Source organism: Streptomyces sp. NPDC021562, from assembly GCF_040640875.1.
In the GTDB taxonomy this organism is placed as follows: Bacteria; Actinomycetota; Actinomycetes; order Streptomycetales; family Streptomycetaceae; genus Streptomyces.
The window spans coordinates 25,763-48,480 of the sequence record NZ_JBFACN010000018.1 but is presented as its reverse complement, the minus strand read 5'-3'; the positions used below and the strand labels follow the sequence as shown (position 1 = coordinate 48,480).

Sequence of the window (22,718 nt, the reverse complement as noted above, 5' to 3'; positions counted from 1 at the left end):
GCGGGTGAGACCTGGCACTGGAAGAGACGACCGGCACGGACCATCCGTGCACATGAAGTGCGAGTGACCTCTGTCACCGGGGTTATTCACACCGCCGGCTTACCCCCCGCGGGGCCACCGGGCCCTCTTTACGCCACCGGGACGGTCGGCTAGCTTCGCGCGCCATGAGGCGTATGGGGAGCACGCGACGGACCGGACGGGTACGACGGACGAGGCGGGTGGCGGCCGTGGGGGTGGCGTGCACGGCGGTCCTGGCGGCGCTGACCGCCGGCTCCGCGCGGGCCGCGACTCCCGCGCCGCACTGGGCGCTGAAGGACACCGGCACCCCGGACGTGCGCTTCCGCGGCCTGGCCGCCGTCGACCGGGACACCGCCTGGCTGGCGGGCACCGGCGGCACCGTGCTGCGCACCACGGACGGCGGCGCGCACTGGCGGAACGTCTCGCCGCCGGGCGCCGGCGACCTCCAGTTCCGCGACGTGGAGGCGCTCGACTCCCGGCACGCGGTGGTCCTGGCCATCGGCGAGGGCGAGGCGTCCCGCGTCTACCGCACCGAGGACGGCGGCACGACCTGGACCGAGTCGTTCCGCAACACCGACCCGGCGGCCTTCTACGACTGCCTGGCCTTCTTCGACCACCGCCACGGCCTCGCCGTGAGCGACCCGGTCGACGGCAGGTTCCGCATCCTGTCCACCGGCGACGGCGGCCGCACCTGGCGGGTGCTGCCGAACGCCGGCATGCCGGCCGCCCTGGACGGCGAGGCGGGCTTCGCGGCGAGCGGGCAGTGCCTGGTCACCTCCGGACCCGAGGACGCCTGGCTGGCCACCGGCGGCGGCGCGCACGCGCGCGTGCTGCACTCCGCCGACCGCGGACTGACCTGGACCGCGGCCGACACGCCGATCCCGGCGGGCGACCCCGCCAGGGGCGTCTTCGCCCTCGCCTTCCGCGACCGCGCCCACGGCCTCGCCGTCGGCGGCGACTACCGTGCGGACCAGCCCTCCCCGCTGGCGGCCGCGGCCACCCCGGACGGCGGCCAAAGCTGGCGGCCCGCCGCCACCCCGCCGCCCGCCTACCGCTCCGGCGTCACCTGGCTCCCGCACAGCCGCACGGCCGCCCTCGCCGTCGGCCCCACCGGCACCGACCTGACCACCGACGGCGGCCGCACCTGGCGGACCGTCGACACCGGCTCCTACGACACCGTGGCCTGCACCCCGGACCTCGGCTGCTGGGCGGCCGGCGAACAGGGCCGGGCGGCGCGCCTGGAGGGCTGACCCCCGGGTGACCGGCGGCGGCAGGCCACGAAGGGGGGCGGTCGTCGTGCCGCGCGGCCGGCGCCCGGAAGAGCCGGGTGTCCCGCCGGGCCGGGGCGGCCCCGTGACCGCACGCGCGCGTGCCGGGCCGTACGCTCGGGGCCACCATGACGACCGTACGCGTACCCGCGGGCTGGCCCGCGACCGAGGAAGCCGCCCTGGCGGTCCAGGACGAACTGCGGGGGCGGGTGATCCTCGACGAGCCGGGCCCGGCGCCCGGCACCGGGCACGTGACGGGCGTGGACGTGGCCTACGACGACGAACGCGACCTGGTCGCGGCGGCCGCCGTGGTGCTGGACGCGGCGACCCTGGAGACCGTCGCGGAGGCGACCGCCGTCGGCCGGGTCTCCTTCCCGTACGTGCCGGGGCTGCTCGCCTTCCGCGAGATCCCCACCGTACGGGCCGCTCTCGACGCCCTGCCCTGCCCGCCCGGGCTGGTCGTCTGCGACGGCTACGGCCTCGCCCACCCGCGCCGCTTCGGCCTCGCGAGCCACCTCGGAGTCCTCACCGGCCTGCCCACCATCGGCGTCGCCAAGAACCCGTTCACCTTCGGGTACGACGACCCGGGCGCCCCGCGCGGCAGCCACACGCCGCTGCTCGCGGGCGCCGAGGAGGTCGGCCGCGCCCTGCGCACCCGGGACGCCGTCAAGCCGGTCTTCGTCTCCGTCGGCCACCGGGTGAGCCTGGACAACGCCTGCGCCCACACCCTCGCGCTCAGCCCGCGCTACCGCCTGCCGGAGACCACCCGCCGCGCGGACGCGCTGTGCCGCGGGGCGCTGCGGGACGCCCGGTCCGAGTAGCGAATCTGAGTACGAGTACGGATGCCGCTGTTACATGCCGACGGCAGGCTGGCCGCATGACGACACACCGTGAGTCCATGGCCCACACCGCCCGCCCCGCCGAGCGCCCCATGACGGCCGCGCTGGTCCTCGCCGTGGTGGCGGGGCTCGCCTGGACGGCCGGGATGCTCTACACCGTGCTCCAGTGGCAGGCGTAGGGCAGCCCTGGAGTCACGGGACACCCGGGGTTCACAGTGTCGCGGCCACCCGGAAGCCGATCCCGGCCGCCCGCAGCCGGTCGATGAGCGCGTCGCCCATGGCCTGTGCCGTGGTGACCTGCCCGGCCGTGGCGGGCAGCTCGTCGAAGGCGAGGCAGAGCGCCCCCTCGGCGAACATCTTCGCCGTCTCGCCGTAGCCCGGATCGCCGCCCGAGACCTCCGTGAAGACGCGTCGGCCGCCGCCCTCGCCGACGAACCGCAACCGGAACCAGCTGCGCGCCCGCTTCTCGGCGCTCGGCCCCTCGCCGGGCTTGAGCCGGTCCGACAGCCAGCGCCGGGCCGGCGGCACCTGGGCAGCCGCGGCGACCGCGCCGACGGCCGCCACCCCGCCGAGCGCCACCGGCAGGTGCCTGACGGCCGCGTAGTGCCGGTAGCGGAAGTCGGGGCCGTAACGGCCCAGGGCCCTCGCCGAACGGCGCACTATCTGGGCGTCGATGGTGGGCAGCGGCAGCGCCCAGGCCCCGATCTCCCGGGCGAACCGCGGCGCACCGGCCGGCGCGGTCGCCCGCCGGCCCATCAGCCGGGGCTCGTGCCGGGCCCGGTCCCGCGCGGCGGCGGCCATCTGCCGGGGACGCGCGAACTGCTCCAGCGCGGAGGCGAAGGTGCCGCCGGAGAAGGCCGCTTCGGCGGTGACGAAACCGTCCACCGTCAGAGGCACGCCCTCCGGCAGCCGGCACACCGTGAAGTAGGCGCCCAGGTCGTGCGGCACCGAGTCGAAACCGCAGGCGTGCACCAGACGGGCGCCGGTCTCCCGCGCGCGTGCGTCGTGGCGGACGTACATCAGGTCGACGAACTCGGGCTCCCCGCACAGGTCCAGGTAGTCGGCCCCGGTGTCCGCGCAGGCCGCGACCAGCTCCTCGCCGTACCGGCCGTACGGACCGACGGTCGAGGCCACCACGCGCGCGTGCTCGGCGAGGGCGCGGATCGAGGCCGGTTCCGTGACGTCGGCGTGCAGCAGGCCCACCTTCGCGCCATCCGGCAGCCGTTCGCGCAGCGCCCGCAGCCTGCGTTCGTCGCGGGCCGCCACCGCCCAGCGCAGGCCCTCGGGGGCGTGCGCGGCCAGGTACTCGGCGGTGAGCTCGCCGACGAACCCGGTGGCCCCGAAGAGGACGATGTCGTAGGGACGGTCCGTCGATTTCAGCCTGCTCATGACACCTCTTGGTGGTCGAACCCGCGCCGTTGTCGGTGGCTGAGGCTAGCGTGAAGGGTGCGGACGCACCCCCACCGGGTATCTTGACTAAGCGCTTGCTCGTCCACTCTTGTGCCCAGTGGAACGTGTTCTTAGCATCATCGGTGTTACATCAGTTGTGTCACACGACTCCATCGGACCGGGGGCGCCATGACCACGGCAGGGACGCCAGGACAGGGCCCGCTCGCCGGCGTGCGCGTGGTCGAGCTGGCCGGCATCGGACCGGGTCCGTTCGCCGCGATGCTCCTCGCGGACCTGGGCGCCGACGTGGTCCGCGTCGACCGGCCCGGCGGCCCGGGGCTGGCGATCGACCCGGCGTACGACGTCACCAACCGCAACAAACGCTCGGTGCTCGTCGACCTGAAGTCCCCGGACGGCCCCGCCCGGGTCCTCGGACTCGCCGCCCGGGCCGACATCCTCGTCGAGGGCTACCGCCCCGGCGTCGCCGAGCGCCTCGGTGTCGGTCCCGCGGACTGCCACGCCCGCAACCCCCGACTGGTCTACGGCCGGATGACCGGCTGGGGTCAGGAGGGGCCGCTGGCCCACCGCGCCGGGCACGACATCGCGTACATCGCCCTCACCGGCACCCTAGGCATGATCGGCCGCCCCGACGAACCCCCGGCGGTACCCGCCAACCTCCTCGGCGACTACGCGGGCGGCGCCCTCTACCTGGTCGTCGGCGTCCTGGCGGCGCTCCACCACGCGCGCGCGACCGGCACCGGCCAGGTGGTGGACGCCGCCATCGTGGACGGCACCGCGCACCTGTCCGCGATGATCCACGGAATGCTGGCCGCGGGCGGCTGGCAGGACCGGCGCGCCGCCAACCTGCTGGACGGCGGCTGCCCCTACTACGGCACCTACGAGACCGCCGACGGCCGGTACATGGCGGTCGGCGCCCTGGAGCCGCAGTTCTACGCCGAGTTCCTCGGCCTGCTCGGCGGCCTGGAGGACCTGGCCGACGCCCGCAAGGACTGGACCCGGTGGGACGAGCTGCGCGAGCGGGTCGCCGCCCGCTTCAAGGCGCGCACGCGGGACGAGTGGACGGCGGTCTTCGAGGGGTCCGACGCCTGCGTGGCCCCCGTGCTGTCCCTGGGGGAGGCCCCGCGCCACCCCCATCTGGCCGCCCGCGCCACCTTCACCGACCACGGCGGCATCACCCAGCCGGCCCCCGCCCCCCGCTTCTCCGCGACCCCCACGAGCGTACGCACCGCCCCCGCGCAACCGGGCGCCCACACCACCGAGGTGGCCCACGACTGGGCAGTACCACCCCTCCTCCCTGCCCCCGACCCCACCGGCCACCCTCACGACGAGAACCCCCGCGACGTCGGCGGCTCCCGCGACGCTCACGACAAGGACACCGTCTGATGGAGCTCTCGACCTTTCTCGACTACGCGGGGGACCCGCGGCGAGCCGCGGATCAGGCGGCCGCGTTGGAGTCGGCGGGCCTCGACGCGGTCTGGGTCGCGGAGGCGTACGGCTTCGACTCGCCCACCGTCATGGGCTACCTGGCCGCCCGCACCGAACGGATGAAGATCGGCTCCGCGATCCTGAACGTCTACTCGCGGACCCCCGCCCTCATCGCCCAGACGGCGGCCGGCCTCGACGCCGTCTCCGGCGGCCGGGCGATCATCGGCCTCGGCGCCTCGGGCCCCCAGGTGGTCGAGGGCTGGCACGGCAAGCCCTACGACAAGCCGCTCGGCCGCACCCGCGAGACCATCGAGCTGACCCGGCGGATCCTGCGCCGCGAAACCATCGACCACCACGGCATCACCGACATGCCGCGCCCGGGCGGCCTCGGCAAGCCGCTGAAGATCCTCACCAAGCCGGTCCGCCCCGAGGTCCCGCTCTACGTCGCCTCCCTCGGCCCCGCCAACGTCCGGATGACCGCCGAGATCGCCGACGGCTGGCTGCCCACCCTGTTCATCCCGGAGAAGGCCCGGGACGTCTGGGGGACCCCGCTCGCCCAGGGCGCCGCCCGGCGCGACCCGGCCCTCGGCGAACTGAAGATCGTCGCCGGCGGACTGCTGGCCATCGGCGCGGACGCGGCCGCCGCCCGCGACCTCGCCCGCCCCCGGATCGCCCTCTACGTCGGCGGCATGGGCGCGCCCGGCAGGAACTTCTACAACGACCTCGCCGTCGCCTACGGCTACGAGAAGGAGGCCCGGCTCATCCAGGAGCTGTACCTCGACGGCCGGCACCGGGACGCCGCGGCGGCCGTACCGGACGAGTTCTGCGAACTCATATCCCTGTGCGGCCCGGCAGGCTACGTCCGCGAGCGCGTCGAGGCCTTCCGCGAGGCCGGCGTGACCATGCTGGACGTCACCCCCGTCGGCCCGGACCCGGCCCGCCTGGTCGAGACCGTCAGGAACTGGCTCTGACCCCACCGTCGCCCTGCGCGAACCCTCGTTGAAAGGCTTGTCAGTGAGCACCGAAGCGTATGTGTACGACGCGATCCGCACCCCGCGCGGCCGCGGCAAGGCGAACGGCGCCCTGCACGGCACGAAGCCCATCGACCTGGTCGTCGGACTCATCCACGAGCTCCGGAACCGCTTCCCGGGCCTCGACCCCGCCGCCATCGACGACATCGTGCTCGGTGTCGTCGGCCCGGTCGGCGACCAGGGCTCCGACATCGCACGGATCGCCGCCATCGCCGCCGGACTGCCCGACACCGTGGCGGGCGTCCAGGAGAACCGCTTCTGTGCCTCCGGCCTCGAGGCGGTCAACATGGCGGCCGCCAAGGTCCGCTCCGGCTTCGAGGACCTCGTCCTCGCCGGCGGCGTCGAGTCGATGTCGCGGGTGCCGATGGCCTCGGACGGCGGCGCCTGGTTCAACGACCCGATGACCAACCTGGACGTCAACTTCGTCCCGCAGGGCATCGGCGCCGACCTGATCGCCACCATCGAGGGCTTCTCACGGCGGGACGTCGACGAGTACGCGGCGCTCTCCCAGGAGCGCGCGGCCACCGCCTGGAAGGAGGGCCGCTTCGACCGCTCCGTGGTCCCGGTCAAGGACCGCGCCGGCCTCACCGTCCTCGACCACGACGAACACCTGCGGCCCGGCACCACCGCCGACTCCCTCGCCAAGCTGAAGCCCTCCTTCGCCGACATCGGCGAACTCGGCGGCTTCGACGCGGTCGCCCTGCAGAAGTACCACTGGGTCGAGAAGATCGACCACGTCCACCACGCGGGCAACTCCTCCGGCATCGTCGACGGCGCCTCCCTGGTCGCCATCGGCTCGAAGGAGATCGGCGAGCGCTACGGCCTCACCCCGCGCGCGCGGATCGTCTCGGCGGCCGTCTCCGGCTCGGAGCCGACCATCATGCTCACCGGCCCCGCCCCGGCCACCCGCAAGGCCCTCGCCAAGGCCGGCCTGACCATCGACGACATCGACCTGGTCGAGATCAACGAGGCGTTCGCGGCGGTCGTGCTGCGCTTCGTGAAGGACATGGGTCTGTCCCTGGACAAGGTCAACGTCAACGGCGGGGCCATCGCGCTCGGCCACCCGCTGGGCGCCACCGGCGCGATCATCCTCGGCTCGCTCGTCGACGAGCTGGAGCGCCAGGACAAGCGCTACGGCCTCGCCACGCTGTGCGTGGGCGGCGGCATGGGCATCGCCACCATCGTCGAGCGCGTCTGACAACTCCCGGCGGAACCAACAGACCTCACGGAGACACGAACCATGACCGAGAGCACCACCATCCGCTGGGAACAGGACGACACCGGCGTCGTCACCCTCGTCCTCGACGACCCGAATCAGTCCGCCAACACCATGAACGCGGCCTTCGTCGAGTCCCTCGCCGCCGTCGCCGACCGGCTGGAGGCCGAGCAGGACTCGATCAGGGGGATCGTCCTCACCTCCGCCAAGAAGACCTTCTTCGCCGGCGGCGACCTGCGCGACCTCATCCGGGTCACCCCCGAGACCGCCCAGGACCTCTTCGACGGCGGCCTCGCCGTCAAGCGCAACCTGCGCCGGATCGAGACCCTCGGCAAGCCGGTCGTCGCCGCCATCAACGGCGCGGCCCTCGGCGGCGGTTTCGAACTCGCCCTCGCCTGCCACCACCGCGTCGCCCTCGACACCCCCGGCACCAGGATCGGCTGCCCCGAGGTCACCCTCGGCCTGCTCCCGGGCGGCGGCGGAGTCGTCCGCACGGTACGCCTGCTCGGCATCGCCGACGCCCTGCTGAAGGTCCTCCTCCAGGGCACCCAGTACAACGCCACGCGCGCGCTGCAGAACGGCCTCGTCCACGAGGTGGCCGCCACCCCGGAGGAACTGCTGGCCAAGGCGCGTGCCTTCATCGACGCCCACCCCGAGTCACAGCAGCCCTGGGACCGGCCGGGCTACCGGATCCCCGGCGGCACGCCCGCCGACCCCAAGTTCGCCGCCAACCTGCCCGCGTTCCCGGCGACCCTGCGCAAGCAGACCAACAACGCCCCCTACCCGGCGCCGCGCCGCATCCTCGCCGCCGCCGTCGAGGGCAGCCAGGTCGACTTCGAGACCGCCCAGGTCATCGAGGCCCGCTACTTCGTGGAGCTGGCCGCCGGACAGATCTCGAAGAACATGATCCAGGCGTTCTTCTTCGACCTCCAGGCCGTCAACTCCGGCGCCAACCGCCCGCAGGGCGTCGAGCCCCGCAAGGTCACCAGGGTGGCCGTGCTCGGCGCGGGCATGATGGGCGCCGGGATCGCCTACTCGTGCGCCCGCGCGGGCATCGACGTCGTCCTCAAGGACGTCTCGCTCGCCGCCGCGCAGAAGGGCAAGGGCTACTCCGAGAAGCTGTGCGCCAAGGCCGTCGCCAAGGGCCGTACCAGCCAGGAGAAGGCGGACGCGCTGCTCGCCCGGATCACGCCCACCGCGGACCCGCAGGACCTCGCCGGCTGCGACGCCGTGATCGAGGCCGTCTTCGAGGACACCGCCCTCAAGCACAAGGTGTTCCAGGAGATCGAGTCCGTCGTCGCCCCCGACGCGCTGCTCTGCTCCAACACCTCCACGCTGCCCATCACCGCCCTCGCCGAAGGCGTCGAGCGCCAGGCCGACTTCATCGGGCTGCACTTCTTCTCGCCCGTCGACAAGATGCCGCTCGTCGAGATCATCAAGGGCGAGCGCACCGGCGACGAGGCGCTCGCCCGCGCCTTCGACCTGGTCCGGCAGATCAACAAGACGCCGATCGTCGTCAACGACTCACGCGGCTTCTTCACCTCCCGGGTGATCGGCCACTTCATCAACGAGGGCGTCGCCATGGTCGGCGAGGGCATCGAGCCCGCGTCGGTCGAGCAGGCGGCGGCCCAGGCCGGCTACCCGGCCAAGGTGCTCTCCCTGATGGACGAGCTGACCCTCACCCTGCCCCAGAAGATCCGCCGCGAGTCGAAGCGGGCCGTCGAGGAGGCGGGCGGCACCTGGCAGGCGCACCCGGCGGAGGCGGTCGTGGACCGCATGGTCGACGAGTTCGGCAGGCCCGGCCGCAGCGGCGGCGCCGGCTTCTACGACTACGCCGAGGACGGCAGCCGGGCCGGGCTCTGGCCCGGTCTGCGCGAGCACTTCACCAGGCCCGGCCACGAGATCCCGTTCCGGGACATGCAGGAGCGGATGCTCTTCGCCGAGGCGCTGGACACCGTCCGCCTGCTGGAGGAGGGCGTCCTCACCTCGGTCGCCGACGCCAACATCGGCTCCATCCTCGGCATCGGCTTCCCCGGCTGGACCGGCGGCGTCCTCCAGTACGTCAACGGCTACGAGGGCGGCCTGGCGGGCTTCGTGGCCCGCGCCCGCGAACTCGCCGAGACCTACGGCGAGCGCTTCACACCGCCCGCGCTGCTCCTCGCCAAGGCGGAGAAGGGGGAGACCTTCACCGACGCCCGCTGACGTCCGGGTCCGCAGCGGGCTCGCCGCCCTCCTGAGGGGCGGCGAGCCACTGCTGCACCTCCGCCCTGAGCGAGCGCTGGAACGTGGTCAGCAGTGCCTGCACCACCAGCGGCCGCATGTGCGCGGAGAGAGACTTCACGTCCTCCTCGGCCCGCTCGGCGACCTCCGCCCGCAACAGCTGGGACAGCTCGTGGGCCGCCGCCCGGGAGTGCTCGATCAGGACCGTGCGCGCGGCCAGGATCGCCTGCTCGGACAGCGGTACGTCGAGAAGCCGCACGGCCAGCCGGAACAGACCGGGGTCGACGCGGTAGGCGTCGCCGTCGGGCCGTACGACGTCCATGGCGACGAGCCGCTCGACGTCCGGCCCGTCCAGCGGGCGCCCGGCCCGGCGCCGCAGTTCCTCGGCGGTCACCGTCTCCTCGGCGTCCGGGGCCCAGGAGGCGACCGCGGCCCGGTGGATGGCCAGATCGTGATCGCTCAGGCCCGGCGGCAGCTGCCGCAGATAGCGCTCGATCGCCGCCAGCGTCATGCCCTGGTGCTGCAACTCCTCGATCAGCGCCAGCCTGGCCAGGTGCTCGCGTCCGTAGTGCCCCACCCGGCGGGGACCGATCACCGGCGGCGGTAGCAGCCCCCTGGTGCCGTAGAAGCGGACCGTGCGGACCGTGGTACCGGCCCGCGCGGCCAGCTCGTCGATCGTGAGCGCGGGCTCTCCGGACTCGCCGTCGGTGTCGGTCGTCATGTGCAGCAGTATCGCTGTCACACCGGCACTGCGACACCGTGAGAAGTCCCGCTTTGTGATCCATGTCATCGCGTGTGCCCCGGTGCGCGGGGGAAGGTTGCGCCTTGGTCTGTGCCCCCACCGAGCGCGCCGACCGAGTACGTCCGGACAGCCGAGCGCGATCCGCTCGGGCGCACCAGAGAGTGGAACCACCTGTGAGCAAGGACGCCGTCGACACGGCACAGGCCGTCGCCACCCGGACCGACGCGGCACGGACGCCCGCGGACGCGGGCGACGCCGGCTACAGCAAGGACCTCAAGCACCGCCACGTCAACATGATCGCCATCGGCGGTGCGATCGGCACCGGCCTCTTCCTGGGCGCCGGCGGACGCCTGCACAACGCCGGCCCGGCACTCGCCCTCGCCTACCTGGTCTGCGGCATCTTCGCCTTCTTCGTGGTCCGGGCCCTCGGCGAGCTGGTCCTGTACCGCCCCTCCTCCGGATCCTTCGTGTCGTACGCGCGCGAGTTCCTCGGTGAGAAGGGCGCCTACGTCGCCGGCTGGATGTACTTCCTCAACTGGTCGACGACCGGTATCGCCGACATCACCGCGATCGCGCTCTACACGCACTACTGGAGCATGTTCACGAGCATCCCGCAGTGGACGCTCGCGCTGATCGCCCTGGCCGTGGTGCTCGGGGTGAACCTGATCTCCGTGAAGATCTTCGGCGAGATGGAGTTCTGGTTCGCGATCATCAAGGTCGCCACCCTGGTCGGCTTCATGCTGGTCGGCATCTTCCTGCTGGCCACCCAGCACAAGGTCGACGGCACGAGCCCGGGCCTGAGTGTCATCACCGACCACGGTGGGATCTTCCCGCACGGCCTGATGCCGGTCGTCCTGGTCATGCAGGGCGTGATCTTCGCGTACGCGGCCCTGGAACTCGTCGGCGTCGCGGCCGGCGAGACCGCCGAGCCGGAGAAGGTCGTCCCGCGCGCGGTGAACTCGATCATGTGGCGCGTCGGACTCTTCTACGTCGGTTCGGTCGTCCTCCTGGCCCTGCTGCTCCCCGGCTCGGTCTACTCGGCCGACGAGAGCCCCTTCGTCACGGTCCTCTCCAAGATCGGCGTCTCCGGCGCGGGCGACGTGATGAACCTGGTGGTCCTCACCGCCGCCATGTCCTCCCTCAACTCGGGCCTGTACTCCACGGGCCGCATCCTGCGTTCGATGGCGACGGCGGGCTCGGCCCCGAAGTTCACGGCCCGCATGAACCGCAGCCAGGTCCCCTACGGCGGCATCCTGCTGACGTGCGCGGTCTGCGTGCTCGGCGTCGTGCTGAACTACCTGATGCCCAGCCAGGCCTTCGAGATCGTGCTGAACGTGGCCTCCCTCGGCATCATCAGCACCTGGGTGATCATCATGCTCTGCCACCTGGTCTTCGTCCGCCGGGCGAAGGCGGGCCTGGTCGAGCGCCCCTCGTTCCGCCTCCGCTTCAGCCCGGGCACCGAGCTGGCCACGATCGCCTTCCTGCTGCTCTGCCTCGGCATGATGTGGAACGACCCGGAGGTCGGCCGCAAGACCCTCCTGCTCGTCCCGGTGATCGCCGTCCTCCTGGTGGCGGGCTGGTTCGGCGTGCGCGGCCGGGTCGCCCAGCGATCCAGCCAGAAGTAGCGGGTCGGCGCCGCTGTCAGTGGCATCGCCTAGGGTGGCGTCATGTCGGGGATCACGTACATCCGGGGGGATGCCACCGCGCCGTCGGGCAAGGGCGTCAAGGTGATCGCCCATGTCTGCAACGACCTGGGGGGCTGGGGAAAGGGCTTCGTGCTGGCGGTCTCGCGCCGCTGGCCGGAGCCGGAGAAGGCCTACCGGGCCTGGCACCGCGACCGCGCGCACAACGACTTCGCGCTGGGCGCGGTCCAGCTGGTGCGTGTCGACCGCTACACATGGGTGGCCAACATGATCGGCCAGCGTGGCACCAGAACGGGCAGCAAGGGCGTCCCGGTCCGCTACGAGGCGATCGACACGGCGCTGGCCACCCTGGCCGACCGGACCCTCGAACTCGGCGCGTCGGTCCACATGCCCCGCATCGGCTGCGGCCTGGCGGGCGGCAAGTGGTCCCGCGTCGAGCCGCTGATAGCGGAGCGTCTGGTGGGGCGGGGCATAGCGGTCACCGTGTACGACCACGGCGACGAAACGCCCCTCTAGGGGCGCTGGGGGAGGAACTGCGCGACCAGCCGCAACGGACTCGCAGTCCCCCTCCCACCGAACCCGGCAGACGCTCAGTGCACGTCGTTCGTGGCCTCGATCCGCTTCCACGACTTCGGCTGTACCGGAGCCACCGCCGCCCTGAACGCGGATGCCGCGGGCTTCGTCGGCTGGAACAGCCACGCATCGAACAACCCGGACAGCGACTTACCCGACACCTTCTCGGCGTACTCCTCGAAGTCCCCGACCGAGGCGTTCCCGTACGCGTGCTCCTTCGGCCACCCCTTCAGGATCGCGAAGAACGCGTCGTCACCGACCGCGTTCCGCAGCGCCTGCACGGCCAGCGCCCCCCGGTCGTACACGGCGATGTCGAACTGGTCGTCGGGCCCGGGATCCCCGGGCTTCACCGTCCAGAACGCGTCGTCGGCCGGATGCGACGCGTACACGTAGTCGGCGAGCTCCTGCGTCGTCCCCTCGCCCTCGTGCTCCGACCACAGCCACTGCGCGTACCGCGCGAACCCCTCGTTGAGCCAGATGTCCTTCCAGCCCTTGAGGGAGACGTCGTCCCCGTACCACTGGTGGGCCAGCTCGTGCACGACCACCGACGTGTTGGCGCCGTTCGCGAACTGCTTCGGGCTGTAGTACACCCGGGTCTGCGTCTCCAGCGCGTACCCGGTGGTGGTGTTCGGCACGTACCCGCCGGCCGAGGCGAACGGATACGGCCCGAAATAGCCGGAGAGCCAGTCCACCAGCTCCCCGGTGCGCTCCACGCTCGCCCGCGCCGCCCCGTCGTTGTCCCCGAGGTCCTTGCTGTAGGCGTTGACGACCGGCACCCCGCCCTCGGAGGTGCCGGTGGTGATGTCGAACTTCCCGACCGCCAGCGTGGTCAGGTAGGTCGCCTGCGGTTTGTTCTGCCGCCAGTTGAAGCGGGTCCAGCCGCGCTGCGTGCTCGTCGACTGGAGCGTGCCGTTGGAGATCGCCTGGGTGCCCTCGGGGACGGCCACCGACACGTCGTAGGTCGCCTTGTCCAGGGGATGGTCGTTGCTCGGGTACCACCACCAGGCCGCCTCGGGCTCGTCCGCCGCGACCGCGCCGTCCGGGGTGCGGTGCCACGTGTTGAAGCCGTACGCGCTCTTGGTCGACGGCACCCCGCTGTAGCGGACGACGACGGTGATCGGCGTGCCCTTCGCGAGCGGCGACTTCGGCGTGATCACCAGCTCGTGCTGACCGGAGGTGGTGAAGGCGGCCTGCGTCCCGTTGACCCGTACCTCGCTCACGTCCAGCAGGAAGTCCAGGTCGAAGCTGGACAGGTCCTGCGTGGTCCGCGCCAGGATCGTGGCCGTTCCGGCCAGTTCGTCGGTGGCCGGCTGATACTGCAGGCGCAGGTCGTAGTGGGAGACGTCGTAGCCGCCGTTGCCGTAGTACGGGTAGTAGGGGTCGCCGATGCCCGGCGCGCCAGGGCCGTAACTCGCCGCCGATGCCGGGATCGCCAGCAGCAGGGAGGCCGCCGCGAGGACGCCCGGCACGAGGATTCTGCGGTGCAAGTGAACTCCAGGTCGGTAGGGGGCCGGGGCGTCCCCGGCACAGCGGGCCGGGACGCCACGTCGGTGGAGCATGCATCTGGTGGATGGAGCACGAGCCTGTTCGGAGCCTATTCAGTCCCTGTGCCCCCTGGCCTGTCCATGGCACCTGCTGTCACACGATCGCCATTCGGCCGTCATCCGATCCAACGGCCCCTCAGGCGCCCCCTTCTGCACGGGAGTTGACCAAGGTAGCGTCCGCCGCATGCCGATTCGTACGCGCTTCACGATCTGGAGACCGTTCGCCGTGGCGGCCGTCGCGGCCCTGGTCGCCGCCTTCCTCACCCCGGCCACGGCGCAGGCCGCCGGTCACCCCCGGGAGAGCCGGCCCGTCTACTCGTACGCCCACGCCATCCGCGAGGCGGTCTGGGTGGACACCGGACTCGACTCCGACGGCGACGGGAAGACCGACCGCGTCGCCGCCGACATCGTCCGCCCCGCCGAACCCGCCGCCCAGGGCCGCAAGGTGCCGGTCATCATGGACGCCAGCCCCTACTACTCGTGCTGCGGCCGGGGCAACGAGAGCCAGCTCAAGACGTACGACGCCCAAGGGAACGTCGTCCAGATGCCGCTGTTCTACGACAACTACTTCGTGCCCCGCGGCTACGCCGTCGTCGGCGTCGACCTGGCCGGCACCAACCGCTCGGACGGCTGTGTCGACGTCGGCGGCCGCTCGGACATCCAGTCCGCCAAGGCCGTCATCGACTGGCTGAACGGCCGTGCCACGGCGTACCGCAGCCGCACCGGCACCACCACCGTCAAGGCGACCTGGACCAACGGCCGCACCGGCATGATCGGCAAGAGCTGGGACGGCACCATCGCCAACGGTGTCGCCGCGACCGGCGTGAAAGGCCTGAAGACGATCGTCCCGATCAGCGCCATCTCGTCCTGGTACGACTACTACTTCGCCCAGGGCGCCCCGCTGTACGACTCGGGACCCGACTGGCTCGCCGACGCGGTGGAGAGCGACTCCGCCCACGCCTCGTGCGCCGCCGTCCAGCGGAAACTGGTCGACGGCGCCCCGCGCAGCGGCGACTGGACCGGCCTGTGGACCGAGCGGGACTACGTCAAGGACGCGGCCAAGGTGAAGGCCAGCGTGTTCCTCGTGCACGGCATGCAGGACCTCAACGTCCGCACCAAGCACTTCGGCCAGTGGTGGGACGCCCTCGCGAAGAACGGCGTCCGGCGCAAGATCTGGCTCTCCCAGACCGGCCACGTCGACCCCTTCGACTACCGGCGCGGCGCCTGGGTCGACACCCTGCACCGCTGGTTCGACCACGAACTCCTCGGCTACGCCAACGGGATCGACCACGAGCCGATGGCCGACATCGAACGCCACCCCGACCAGTGGGTGACCTCCACCGTGTGGCCGCCGCGGGGTACGCGGACCACCACCCTACGTCCCGCCGCCGGCACCCAGGCGGGCGTCGGCACCCTCGGCCTGCGCGTGGGCACCGGCACCGAGACCTTCACCGACGACCCGCGGCAGAGCGAGACCGACTGGGCGGCCCGGATCGCCACCCCGACCCCGGACAAGGCCGGCTTCCTCACCGCGCCGCTCACGCACGACCTGCGGCTGTCCGGCTCCGCCACGGTCACGGTCACCGCCACCCCGACCACCTCGACCGCCCACCTGACCGCCGTCCTGGTCGACCTCGGCCCGGACACCATCCGGGACTACTCCGACGAGGCCGAGGGCATCACCACCCTCACCGACCGCACCTGCTGGGGCGAGAGCACGGCCGGCGACAGCGCCTGCTTCCTGAGGACCGCGGCGAAGACCAAGGCCGTCGACTACACCGTCTTCAGCCGCGGCTGGGCCGACCTCGGCACCTACGCCGACCCCGGCCGGGGCGTCCCGCTCACCCCGGGCAGGGCGTACACGATCACCGTCGATCTGGCGGCCACCGACCACGTCGTACCGAAGGGACACCGGCTGGCGCTGATCGTCGCGGGCACGGACAAGGACCTCATCGATCCGCCGTCCACCACCCCGACGCTCACCCTGGACCTGTCCCGTACGGCGGCCGGGGTCCCGCTGGTCGGCGGCCCGGCCGCGTTCGCCGGCGCCACCACCGCCCGCTGGACCGCCCCCACCAGGGGCCCCCTGGACGGCGTGCGCGCCCCGCGCACCACCCACCGCGTCCCGGCGAGCTGAGCCCCCGGGCCTCGGAAGAACCCACCCCTAGGCCCTGTCGTCAAATTCCCGCCTGCCCCACGACGCCATGCACGCACTCTCGCCGCACCGGGCCCAGACCCGAGTACATCCAGTACGAGGGTCAGGGCCCGGCACGCCGAGAGCACGCACCTGACGCCGCAGGGCCGCCCTCCGGGCGACGACGGGAATTTGACGACAGGGCCTAGGCGGCCGGTCCGGTGTCCACCAGGCCGGCCGCCTCCCGGGCGCATCCCCAGGCCACCGTGACCCCGGCCCCACCGTGCCCGTAGTTGTGGACCAGCAGCCCGTCGCCCGGCCGGGGTTCACGCGCCAGCCGGACCGCTCCCCGGTACGGCCGCAGCCCCACCCGGTGCGCCAGGACCCGTGCCCCGGCGATCTCCGGCCGTACCGCCGCGCACCGCGCCACGATCCCGGCCGCGACGGCCGGATCCGGCTCCAGGGACCAGCCGTCCTCCTCCGCCGTGCCTCCGAGCAGCAAACCGCCCGGCTGCGGGAAGAAGTAGGCGGACGCACCCCCTTCGACCTCGTCGACGGACGTGTACCAGGTCGTGATCCCCGGGTTCTCCACCACGACCAGCTGCCCGCGCACCGGACGCACAGCGGGATCCGGCACCAGCGAACGAGCGCCCAGCCCGGTGCAGTTCACCACCACCGGCGCAGGCACCTCGTGCAGCCCGCGCACCTCCCGCTCCTCGACCGTCCCGCCCGCCCGCTCCAACCGCGCCCGCAACCACGCCAGGTGGACCGGCATGTCGATCAACGGCAGGCGCGCCGCGACACCTTCGTCCGTGGCGGTGAGCCCCGGCACCCGCGCCGCCCAGGGACCCACCTCGTCCAGCCGCAGCCCGCCGTGTACACCCTCGACCAGGCGTACGCCGGTCTCCTCGGGCCGGGCCGCCAACTCCTCGTACACCACGAGGGAGGCCAGCGCCCATTCCCCGACCAGTGCCTCCGGTTCGATGCGGTACGGCCACCACAACGCACCGGCGACCGCCGAGGTCGTACGACCACCGGTCTCCCGTGCCCACACCCGCACCCGCCGGCCGCCCTCCGCCAGCACCACCGCCGTGGTCAGCCCGACCACCCCGGCACCGACCACGATCACTTCGCCGCTCAGCTCGTACGCCACACGGCGACGTTAGCCGAACATGTCATGCTGCGCTCAGAACGTCCCGCTCTGGGGATACTCACAGCATGTCTGCCGCATACGCGACCTTCGGCCTGGCCCCGGCGACGCGCGCCGGCGGTGTCCGCGCCGACGGCGGCTACCAGCTCCACCGGGACTTCGTGGACTTCGTCGTCGACGGCCGCCCGCTGCTGTTCCAGCTCTCCGACCTGGACGCCGTCTCCCCGCTCGCCTCCGACGTCCCGCCCGCGATCTTCACCGCCCAGGTCCGCTGCCTCTTACTGGAGGCCGAACCGCCGCTGCCCGACGACCGGTACGTCATCTACGGCTGCCCCGAGTGCGAGGACCTGGCCTGCGGCGCGGTCACCGCGCTCATCGAACGGGACGGCGACGACTACGTCTGGCGCGACTTCGCCTGGCAGACCGGCCCCCGCGCCGACCTGGAGCGCAACGGCTACCACGGCATCGGCCCGTTCCGCTTCCACGGCCCCGGCTACCGCGAGGCACTCGGCGCCCTCCTGGCGGCCCCCGGCCCGCCGGCCGCCCGCCGCGTCCTGCTGATCGGCGCCCGGGTCGCCCTCCTCGCCAGGCTGGCCGCCGCCCTGCGCACCATCGGCGTCGGCGCCGACATCACCCGCGACGCCGACGGCGTCCCCGCCGAGGAACTCCGCTGCTACGGCGCCGTGGCCTTCGGCCCCACGGCCGGGGAGGCCGAACGAGCCGCCGTCCGCGAGGCGTTCGACCGGGCGGGGCTGGCCGTCGCGTACGTCGACGGGCTCGCCCCGATCATCCCGCTCCTCGTCGCCCAGATCGAGCACGCTCTCGACCGCAGCCCGCTCCCGCAGCGCCGGCTCGCCCGCCTGGTCGCCGCCGCCGGCACCGCCGTCGTCGAGGTCACCGCGCCCTGCCGGGTACGGCTCACCGCGTACCGGCTGGACCGGTTCTCCCGCCCCCGCGCCCACGAACTCCTCGACGGCGTCCTGGAACCCGGCAGCCACCGCGTCCCCCTCGACGGGATCCCGGGGCGAGGCACGTCCTACCTCGTGGCCCGGACCACCGGAGGCGTCCTGGTGGCGGCGACGCCCCGCTGACCGGGCGGGACGGGACGGGGAGCGTCCCGCGCGGACCATTAGGATCGGCCTTCTGATGACTGCCACCCTCGTCGCCAAGAACCTCGCCGCCGGGCACGGCGACCGCTCGCTCTTCTCCGGGCTCGACCTCGTCGTCGCGCCCGGGGACGTGATCGGTCTGGTCGGTGCCAACGGCGCGGGCAAGTCCACCCTGCTCCGGCTGCTCGCCGGGCTCAGCGCCCCCGAGCAGGGCGAGCTGCGGCTGTCCCCGCCGACCGCGACCGTCGGCCATCTGCCCCAGGAGCCGGAGCGGCGGCCGGGGGAGACCGTCCGCGCGTTCCTCGCCCGACGCACCGGCGTCGCCGAGGCACAGCGCCTGATGGACGAGGCGACCCAGGCCCTGGTGGACGGCGCACCGGGCGCCGACGACGCCTACGCCGTCAGCCTGGAGCGCTGGCTCGGACTCGGCGGCGCCGACCTGGAGGAGCGGGCCGAGGAGGTCGCCGACGCGCTGGGTCTGGCCGTGGACCTGGACCAGCACATGACCGCCCTGTCCGGCGGCCAGGCGGCCCGCGCGGGCCTCGCCTCCCTGCTCCTGTCCCGGTACGACGTCTTCCTCCTCGACGAGCCCACCAACGACCTCGACCTCGACGGCCTGGAGCGGCTCGAACGCTTCGTGACCGGTCTGCGCGCGGGCACGGTCGTCGTCAGCCACGACCGCGAGTTCCTCACCCGAACCGTCACCAAGGTCCTCGAACTCGACCTCGCCCAGCAGCAGATCCGCCTCTACGGCGGCGGCTACGAGGCCTACCTGGAAGAACGCGACGTGGCCCGGCGACACGCCCGCGAGGACTACGAGGAGTACGCCGACAAGAGGGCCGCCCTCCAGGACCGGGCCCAGATGCAGCGCTCCTGGATGGACAAGGGCGTCAAGAACGCCCGGCGCAAGGCGTCCAACGACAACGACAAGATCGGCCGCAAGTTCCGCAGCGAGGCCAGCGAGAAGCAGGCCGCCAAGGCCCGCCAGACCCAGCGCATGATCGAACGCCTGGACGTCGTCGAGGAACCGCGCAAGGAGTGGGAGCTGCGCATGGAGATCGCGGCGGCTCCGCGCTCGGGCGCCGTCGTGGCGACCCTGCGGGACGCCGAGGTGCGGCGCGGCGACTTCACCCTCGGTCCGGTCTCCCTCCAGATCGACTGGGCGGACCGGGTCGCGGTCACCGGCGCCAACGGCGCGGGCAAGTCGACGCTGCTGGCCGCGCTGCTGGGCCGGGTGGAGCTGGACGCCGGGCACGCGGCCCTCGGCTCCGGAGTGCTGGTCGGCGAGGTCGACCAGGCCCGCAGGCTCTTCCACGGGACCGAGTCCCTGCTGGACGCCTTCTGCGCCGCGGTCCCGGAGACCGAGCCGGTCGAAGTGCGCACCCTGCTGGCCAAGTTCGGCCTCAAACAGGACCATGTGCTGCGTCAGGCGGGCACGCTCTCCCCGGGCGAACGCACCCGCGCCGCCCTGGCGCTGCTCCAGGGCCGCGGCGTCAACCTCCTCGTCCTGGACGAACCCACGAACCACCTGGACCTGCCCGCGATCGAGCAACTGGAGTCCGCCCTCGACACCTACGAGGGCACCCTCCTCCTGGTCACCCATGACCGCCGCATGCTGGACGCGGTACGGGTGACCCGCCACCTGGAGGTCACCACGGGCAAGGTCACGGAACGCTGAGCCCCGGACGCCCCGCCGCCCCGTCGACGAGCTCGCGAACGATGTCGGCGTGCCCGACGTGCCGCTGGGTCTCGGCGACCAGGCGCGTGAGGACGCGGTGCAGGTGATCTCCTCCGGCGGCTCGACGGGCAGGGGGAGCCACGTGGTCGGCCTGGGTGGCGCTACGGCTCCCCGTCGTCTCACATCCGTGCGGCTCCCGGCGGAGTCGTCACCGCTTGCCGTTCTTCGGGTTCAGCAGCCCCGCGCGGCGCAACGCGTCGGCCATGGCGCTGTTCGCCGGGGCCGGGGACGCCGCGCCCTGGCGGGAGCCGCCCCCCTGGCTCTGCTGCCGGCGCTGCTGCGGCGGACGCGCGCCGCCGCCGCGCTGCTGCCGGCGCTCACCGGCGGAGGCCGGCGCCGCCTCGTCCTCAAGACGCAGCGTCAGCGAGATCCGCTTGCGCGGGATGTCCACGTCGAGCACCTTCACCTTGACGATGTCACCCGGCTTCACCACGTCCCGCGGGTCCTTGACGAACGTCTTGGACATCGCCGAGACGTGCACCAGACCGTCCTGGTGCACACCGACGTCGACGAACGCGCCGAACGCGGCCACGTTCGTGACGACCCCTTCCAGGATCATCCCGGAGGCCAGGTCGGAGATCTTCTCGACGCCTTCCTTGAAGGTGGCCGTCTTGAAGGCCGGACGCGGGTCGCGCCCCGGCTTCTCCAGCTCCTTGAGGATGTCGGTGACGGTCGGCAGACCGAACGTCTCGTCCACGAAGTCCGTCGGCCGCAGCGAGCGCAGCACGCCCGTGTTGCCGATGAGCGAGGCCACCTCCTGGCCGGAGGTCTTCACCATGCGCCGTACGACGGGGTACGCCTCCGGGTGCACGCTCGACGCGTCCAGCGGGTCGTCGCCGCCGCGGATGCGCAGGAAGCCCGCGCACTGCTCGTAGGCCTTCGGGCCGAGCCGGGCCACGTTCTTCAGCTGCGCGCGGGACGTGAACGGGCCGTTGGCGTCCCGGTGGTTCACGATGTTCTCGGCGAGCCCGGAGGTGATGCCGGAGACCCGCGCGAGCAGCGGCGCGGAGGCGGTGTTGACGTCCACCCCGACGCCGTTCACACAGTCCTCGACCACCGCGTCCAGCGAGCGCGACAGCTTCACCTCGGACAGGTCGTGCTGGTACTGGCCGACGCCGATCGACTTGGGGTCGATCTTCACCAGCTCGGCGAGCGGGTCCTGAAGACGGCGCGCGATGGAGACCGCGCCGCGCAGCGACACGTCCATGTCGGGCAGTTCCTGCGAGGCGAACGCGGACGCCGAGTACACGGACGCGCCCGCCTCCGACACCATCACCTTGGTGAGCTTCAGCTCCGGGTGCCGGGTGATGAGCTCACCGGCGAGCTTGTCGGTCTCACGGGACGCCGTGCCGTTGCCGATCGCGATCAGCTCGACCGCGTGCTCCCGGGCGAGGCGGGCCAGCTTGGCGATCGCCTCGTCCCACTTGTTGGCCGGCACGTGCGGGTAGATGACGTCCGTGGCGACCACCTTGCCGGTGGCGTCGACCACGGCGACCTTCACGCCCGTGCGGAAACCGGGGTCCAGACCCAGCGTCGCGCGGGTGCCCGCCGGGGCGGCCAGCAGCAGGTCGCGCAGGTTCGCCGCGAACACGTCGACCGCCTCGTCCTCCGCGGCCGTCCGCAGCCGCAGCCGCAGGTCGATGCCGAGGTGGACGAGGATCCGGGTCCGCCAGGCCCAGCGGACCGTGTCCGACAGCCACTTGTCGGCGGGCCGCCCCCGGTCGGCGACCCCGAACCTGTGGGCGATGATCCCCTCGAACGAGGACGGTCCCTCGGCCGGCTCCTCCGGCTCCAGGACGAGGTCGAGGACGTCCTCCTTCTCGCCGCGCAGCATCGCGAGGATCCGGTGCGAGGGCAGCTCGGTGAAGGGCTCCGAGAAGTCGAAGTAGTCGGCGAACTTCGCGCCCGCCTCCTCCTTGCCGTCCCGCACCTTCGCGGTGAGCCGGCCCCGCACCCACATGCGTTCGCGCAGCTCACCGATCAGGTCGGCGTCCTCCGAGAACCGCTCGGCGAGGATCGCGCGGGCCCCCTCCAGGGCGGCCTGGGGATCGGCCACGCCCTTGTCGGCGTCGACGAACGTGGCGGCCGCGGCGAGCGGTTCCACGGTCGGGTCGCCGAGCAGCCCCTCGGCCAGCGGTTCGAGACCGGCCTCCCGCGCGATCTGCGCCTTGGTCCGCCGCTTCGGCTTGTACGGCAGGTAGATGTCCTCCAGCCGCGCCTTGGTCTCGGCGCCCCGGATCTGCGCCTCCAGCTCGGCGGTGAGCTTGCCCTGCTCCCGCACCGACTCCAGGATCGCGGTGCGCCGCTCCTCCAGCTCCCGCAGGTAGCGCAGCCGCTCCTCGATCGTGCGCAGCTGCGCGTCGTCGAGCATCTCGGTCGCTTCCTTGCGGTAGCGGGCGATGAAGGGCACCGTCGAACCGCCGTCGAGCAGCTCCACGGCAGCCTTGACCTGCCGCTCCCGTACGCCGAGCTCCTCGGCGATCCTGCCTTCGATGGACCCTGGAACCAGGGACCCGGGTGTCGTCACGATCCCGTACCGCCTTCTCCACTGAGGTTGCGCCGCAATTGTGGCAGGTGACACCGACAACCGGGCCTCAGGGCGCCATTCCGCCGTGTTCCCGTCCGACGTGTCCCCACCCGCCACGACCGGCCACCCGT

General features: G+C 72.6%; 17 protein-coding genes and 1 pseudogene. 12 read left to right on the top strand and 6 right to left on the bottom strand.

The annotated features are described in order from the left end of the window. Positions 1 to 173: 173 nt before the first annotated feature. The 3 genes from AB0G52_RS26695 to AB0G52_RS26685 all read left to right on the top strand — a co-directional run bounded on the left by AB0G52_RS26695 (position 174) and on the right by AB0G52_RS26685 (position 2,304). The gene (locus AB0G52_RS26695; protein WP_361339319.1) at positions 174 to 1,268 is read left to right on the top strand and encodes an oxidoreductase; all 1,095 of its coding nucleotides are present in this window, start codon (positions 174 to 176) and stop codon (positions 1,266 to 1,268) included. Between the two features lie 146 nt (positions 1,269 to 1,414). Then, entirely contained in the window at positions 1,415 to 2,107 is a 693-nt protein-coding gene (locus AB0G52_RS26690; RefSeq protein WP_132887251.1) for an endonuclease V, read from the top strand. Between the two features lie 56 nt (positions 2,108 to 2,163). Then, complete coding sequence (locus AB0G52_RS26685; protein WP_165939265.1) at positions 2,164 to 2,304, top strand: hypothetical protein; 141 nt, start codon at positions 2,164 to 2,166, stop codon at positions 2,302 to 2,304. Between the two features lie 31 nt (positions 2,305 to 2,335). On the opposite strand, the gene AB0G52_RS26680 is transcribed toward AB0G52_RS26685, so the two are convergent. Beyond that, on the bottom strand, positions 2,336 to 3,514 hold the full coding sequence (locus tag AB0G52_RS26680; RefSeq protein ID WP_361339315.1) for a saccharopine dehydrogenase NADP-binding domain-containing protein: 1,179 nt from the start codon (positions 3,512 to 3,514) through the stop codon (positions 2,336 to 2,338). Between the two features lie 189 nt (positions 3,515 to 3,703). On the opposite strand from AB0G52_RS26680, the gene AB0G52_RS26675 reads away from it, so the two are divergent. Genes AB0G52_RS26675 through AB0G52_RS26660 form a run of 4 tightly spaced genes read left to right on the top strand, consistent with a single transcriptional unit; the run spans position 3,704 to position 9,409 of the window. Beyond that, a complete protein-coding gene (locus AB0G52_RS26675; RefSeq protein WP_361339313.1) occupies positions 3,704 to 4,918 on the top strand; it encodes a CaiB/BaiF CoA-transferase family protein in 1,215 nt (404 codons plus the stop codon). Then, entirely contained in the window at positions 4,918 to 5,931 is a 1,014-nt protein-coding gene (locus AB0G52_RS26670; RefSeq protein ID WP_361339310.1) for an LLM class F420-dependent oxidoreductase, read from the top strand. Before AB0G52_RS26675 ends, AB0G52_RS26670 begins: the two co-directional genes overlap by 1 nt. A gap of 43 nt (positions 5,932 to 5,974) precedes the next feature. Continuing rightward, a complete protein-coding gene (locus AB0G52_RS26665) occupies positions 5,975 to 7,189 on the top strand; it encodes an acetyl-CoA C-acetyltransferase (RefSeq protein WP_361339308.1) in 1,215 nt (404 codons plus the stop codon). Positions 7,190 to 7,231: 42 nt separating this feature from the next. Then, on the top strand, positions 7,232 to 9,409 hold the full coding sequence (locus AB0G52_RS26660) for a 3-hydroxyacyl-CoA dehydrogenase NAD-binding domain-containing protein (RefSeq protein WP_361339305.1): 2,178 nt from the start codon (positions 7,232 to 7,234) through the stop codon (positions 9,407 to 9,409). Here AB0G52_RS26660 and AB0G52_RS26655 read toward each other — a convergent pair. Further along, the gene (locus tag AB0G52_RS26655; RefSeq protein ID WP_165939267.1) at positions 9,393 to 10,148 is read right to left on the bottom strand and encodes a MerR family transcriptional regulator; all 756 of its coding nucleotides are present in this window, start codon (positions 10,146 to 10,148) and stop codon (positions 9,393 to 9,395) included. The two genes, AB0G52_RS26660 and AB0G52_RS26655, sit on opposite strands and share 17 nt — an antisense overlap. 194 nt (positions 10,149 to 10,342) lie before the next feature. Here AB0G52_RS26655 and AB0G52_RS26650 point away from each other — a divergent pair, with 194 nt between their 5' ends. Together AB0G52_RS26650 and AB0G52_RS26645 are read left to right on the top strand one after the other, a co-directional pair. Next, positions 10,343 to 11,794, top strand: a complete 1,452-nt coding sequence (locus tag AB0G52_RS26650; RefSeq protein ID WP_361339302.1) for an amino acid permease — start codon at positions 10,343 to 10,345, stop codon at positions 11,792 to 11,794. A 42-nt stretch (positions 11,795 to 11,836) separates the two neighbouring features. Then, positions 11,837 to 12,328 carry a macro domain-containing protein gene (locus AB0G52_RS26645; protein WP_361339299.1) on the top strand — a complete coding sequence of 164 codons (492 nt, stop codon included), beginning with the start codon at positions 11,837 to 11,839 and terminating at the stop codon, positions 12,326 to 12,328. A gap of 74 nt (positions 12,329 to 12,402) precedes the next feature. On the opposite strand, the gene AB0G52_RS26640 is transcribed toward AB0G52_RS26645, so the two are convergent. Beyond that, positions 12,403 to 13,872, bottom strand: a complete 1,470-nt coding sequence (locus AB0G52_RS26640) for a M1 family metallopeptidase (protein WP_361339296.1) — start codon at positions 13,870 to 13,872, stop codon at positions 12,403 to 12,405. Positions 13,873 to 14,113: 241 nt separating this feature from the next. Here AB0G52_RS26640 and AB0G52_RS26635 point away from each other — a divergent pair, with 241 nt between their 5' ends. After that, a complete protein-coding gene (locus AB0G52_RS26635) occupies positions 14,114 to 16,066 on the top strand; it encodes a Xaa-Pro dipeptidyl-peptidase (protein WP_361339293.1) in 1,953 nt (650 codons plus the stop codon). 202 nt (positions 16,067 to 16,268) lie between these two features. Here AB0G52_RS26635 and AB0G52_RS26630 read toward each other — a convergent pair whose 3' ends face one another. Beyond that, a complete protein-coding gene (locus tag AB0G52_RS26630; RefSeq protein WP_361339290.1) occupies positions 16,269 to 17,216 on the bottom strand; it encodes an FAD-dependent oxidoreductase in 948 nt (315 codons plus the stop codon). 65 nt (positions 17,217 to 17,281) lie between these two features. Here AB0G52_RS26630 and AB0G52_RS26625 point away from each other — a divergent pair, with 65 nt between their 5' ends. Beyond that, positions 17,282 to 18,304, top strand: coding sequence for an oxidoreductase (locus AB0G52_RS26625; protein ID WP_132887261.1), 1,023 nt, complete (start codon positions 17,282 to 17,284; stop codon positions 18,302 to 18,304). A 55-nt stretch (positions 18,305 to 18,359) separates the two neighbouring features. Next, a complete protein-coding gene (locus AB0G52_RS26620; RefSeq protein ID WP_361339286.1) occupies positions 18,360 to 20,000 on the top strand; it encodes an ABC-F family ATP-binding cassette domain-containing protein in 1,641 nt (546 codons plus the stop codon). 10 nt (positions 20,001 to 20,010) lie between these two features. Here the strand turns inward: AB0G52_RS26620 and AB0G52_RS26615 are convergent. Together AB0G52_RS26615 and AB0G52_RS26610 are read right to left on the bottom strand one after the other, a co-directional pair. Continuing rightward, a pseudogene (locus AB0G52_RS26615) lies at positions 20,011 to 20,103 on the bottom strand (DUF664 domain-containing protein); the annotation flags it as partial. Positions 20,104 to 20,208: 105 nt separating this feature from the next. Then, positions 20,209 to 22,587, bottom strand: coding sequence for a Tex family protein (locus tag AB0G52_RS26610; RefSeq protein ID WP_132887263.1), 2,379 nt, complete (start codon positions 22,585 to 22,587; stop codon positions 20,209 to 20,211). Positions 22,588 to 22,718: the final 131 nt, after the last annotated feature.

Excerpts from the sequence above, each read along its gene's own strand:
- AB0G52_RS26695 (WP_361339319.1), top strand. The coding sequence starts at position 174 with ATGGGGAGCACGCGACGGACCGGACGGGTACGACGGACGAGGCGGGTG.
- AB0G52_RS26690 (WP_132887251.1), top strand. The coding sequence starts at position 1,415 with ATGACGACCGTACGCGTACCCGCGGGCTGGCCCGCGACCGAGGAAGCC.
- AB0G52_RS26685 (WP_165939265.1), top strand. The coding sequence starts at position 2,164 with ATGACGACACACCGTGAGTCCATGGCCCACACCGCCCGCCCCGCCGAG.
- AB0G52_RS26680 (WP_361339315.1), bottom strand. The coding sequence starts at position 3,514 with ATGAGCAGGCTGAAATCGACGGACCGTCCCTACGACATCGTCCTCTTC.
- AB0G52_RS26675 (WP_361339313.1), top strand. The coding sequence starts at position 3,704 with ATGACCACGGCAGGGACGCCAGGACAGGGCCCGCTCGCCGGCGTGCGC.
- AB0G52_RS26670 (WP_361339310.1), top strand. The coding sequence starts at position 4,918 with ATGGAGCTCTCGACCTTTCTCGACTACGCGGGGGACCCGCGGCGAGCC.
- AB0G52_RS26660 (WP_361339305.1), top strand. The coding sequence starts at position 7,232 with ATGACCGAGAGCACCACCATCCGCTGGGAACAGGACGACACCGGCGTC.
- AB0G52_RS26655 (WP_165939267.1), bottom strand. The coding sequence starts at position 10,148 with ATGACGACCGACACCGACGGCGAGTCCGGAGAGCCCGCGCTCACGATC.
- AB0G52_RS26645 (WP_361339299.1), top strand. The coding sequence starts at position 11,837 with ATGTCGGGGATCACGTACATCCGGGGGGATGCCACCGCGCCGTCGGGC.
- AB0G52_RS26635 (WP_361339293.1), top strand. The coding sequence starts at position 14,114 with ATGCCGATTCGTACGCGCTTCACGATCTGGAGACCGTTCGCCGTGGCG.
- AB0G52_RS26625 (WP_132887261.1), top strand. The coding sequence starts at position 17,282 with ATGTCTGCCGCATACGCGACCTTCGGCCTGGCCCCGGCGACGCGCGCC.
- AB0G52_RS26620 (WP_361339286.1), top strand. The coding sequence starts at position 18,360 with ATGACTGCCACCCTCGTCGCCAAGAACCTCGCCGCCGGGCACGGCGAC.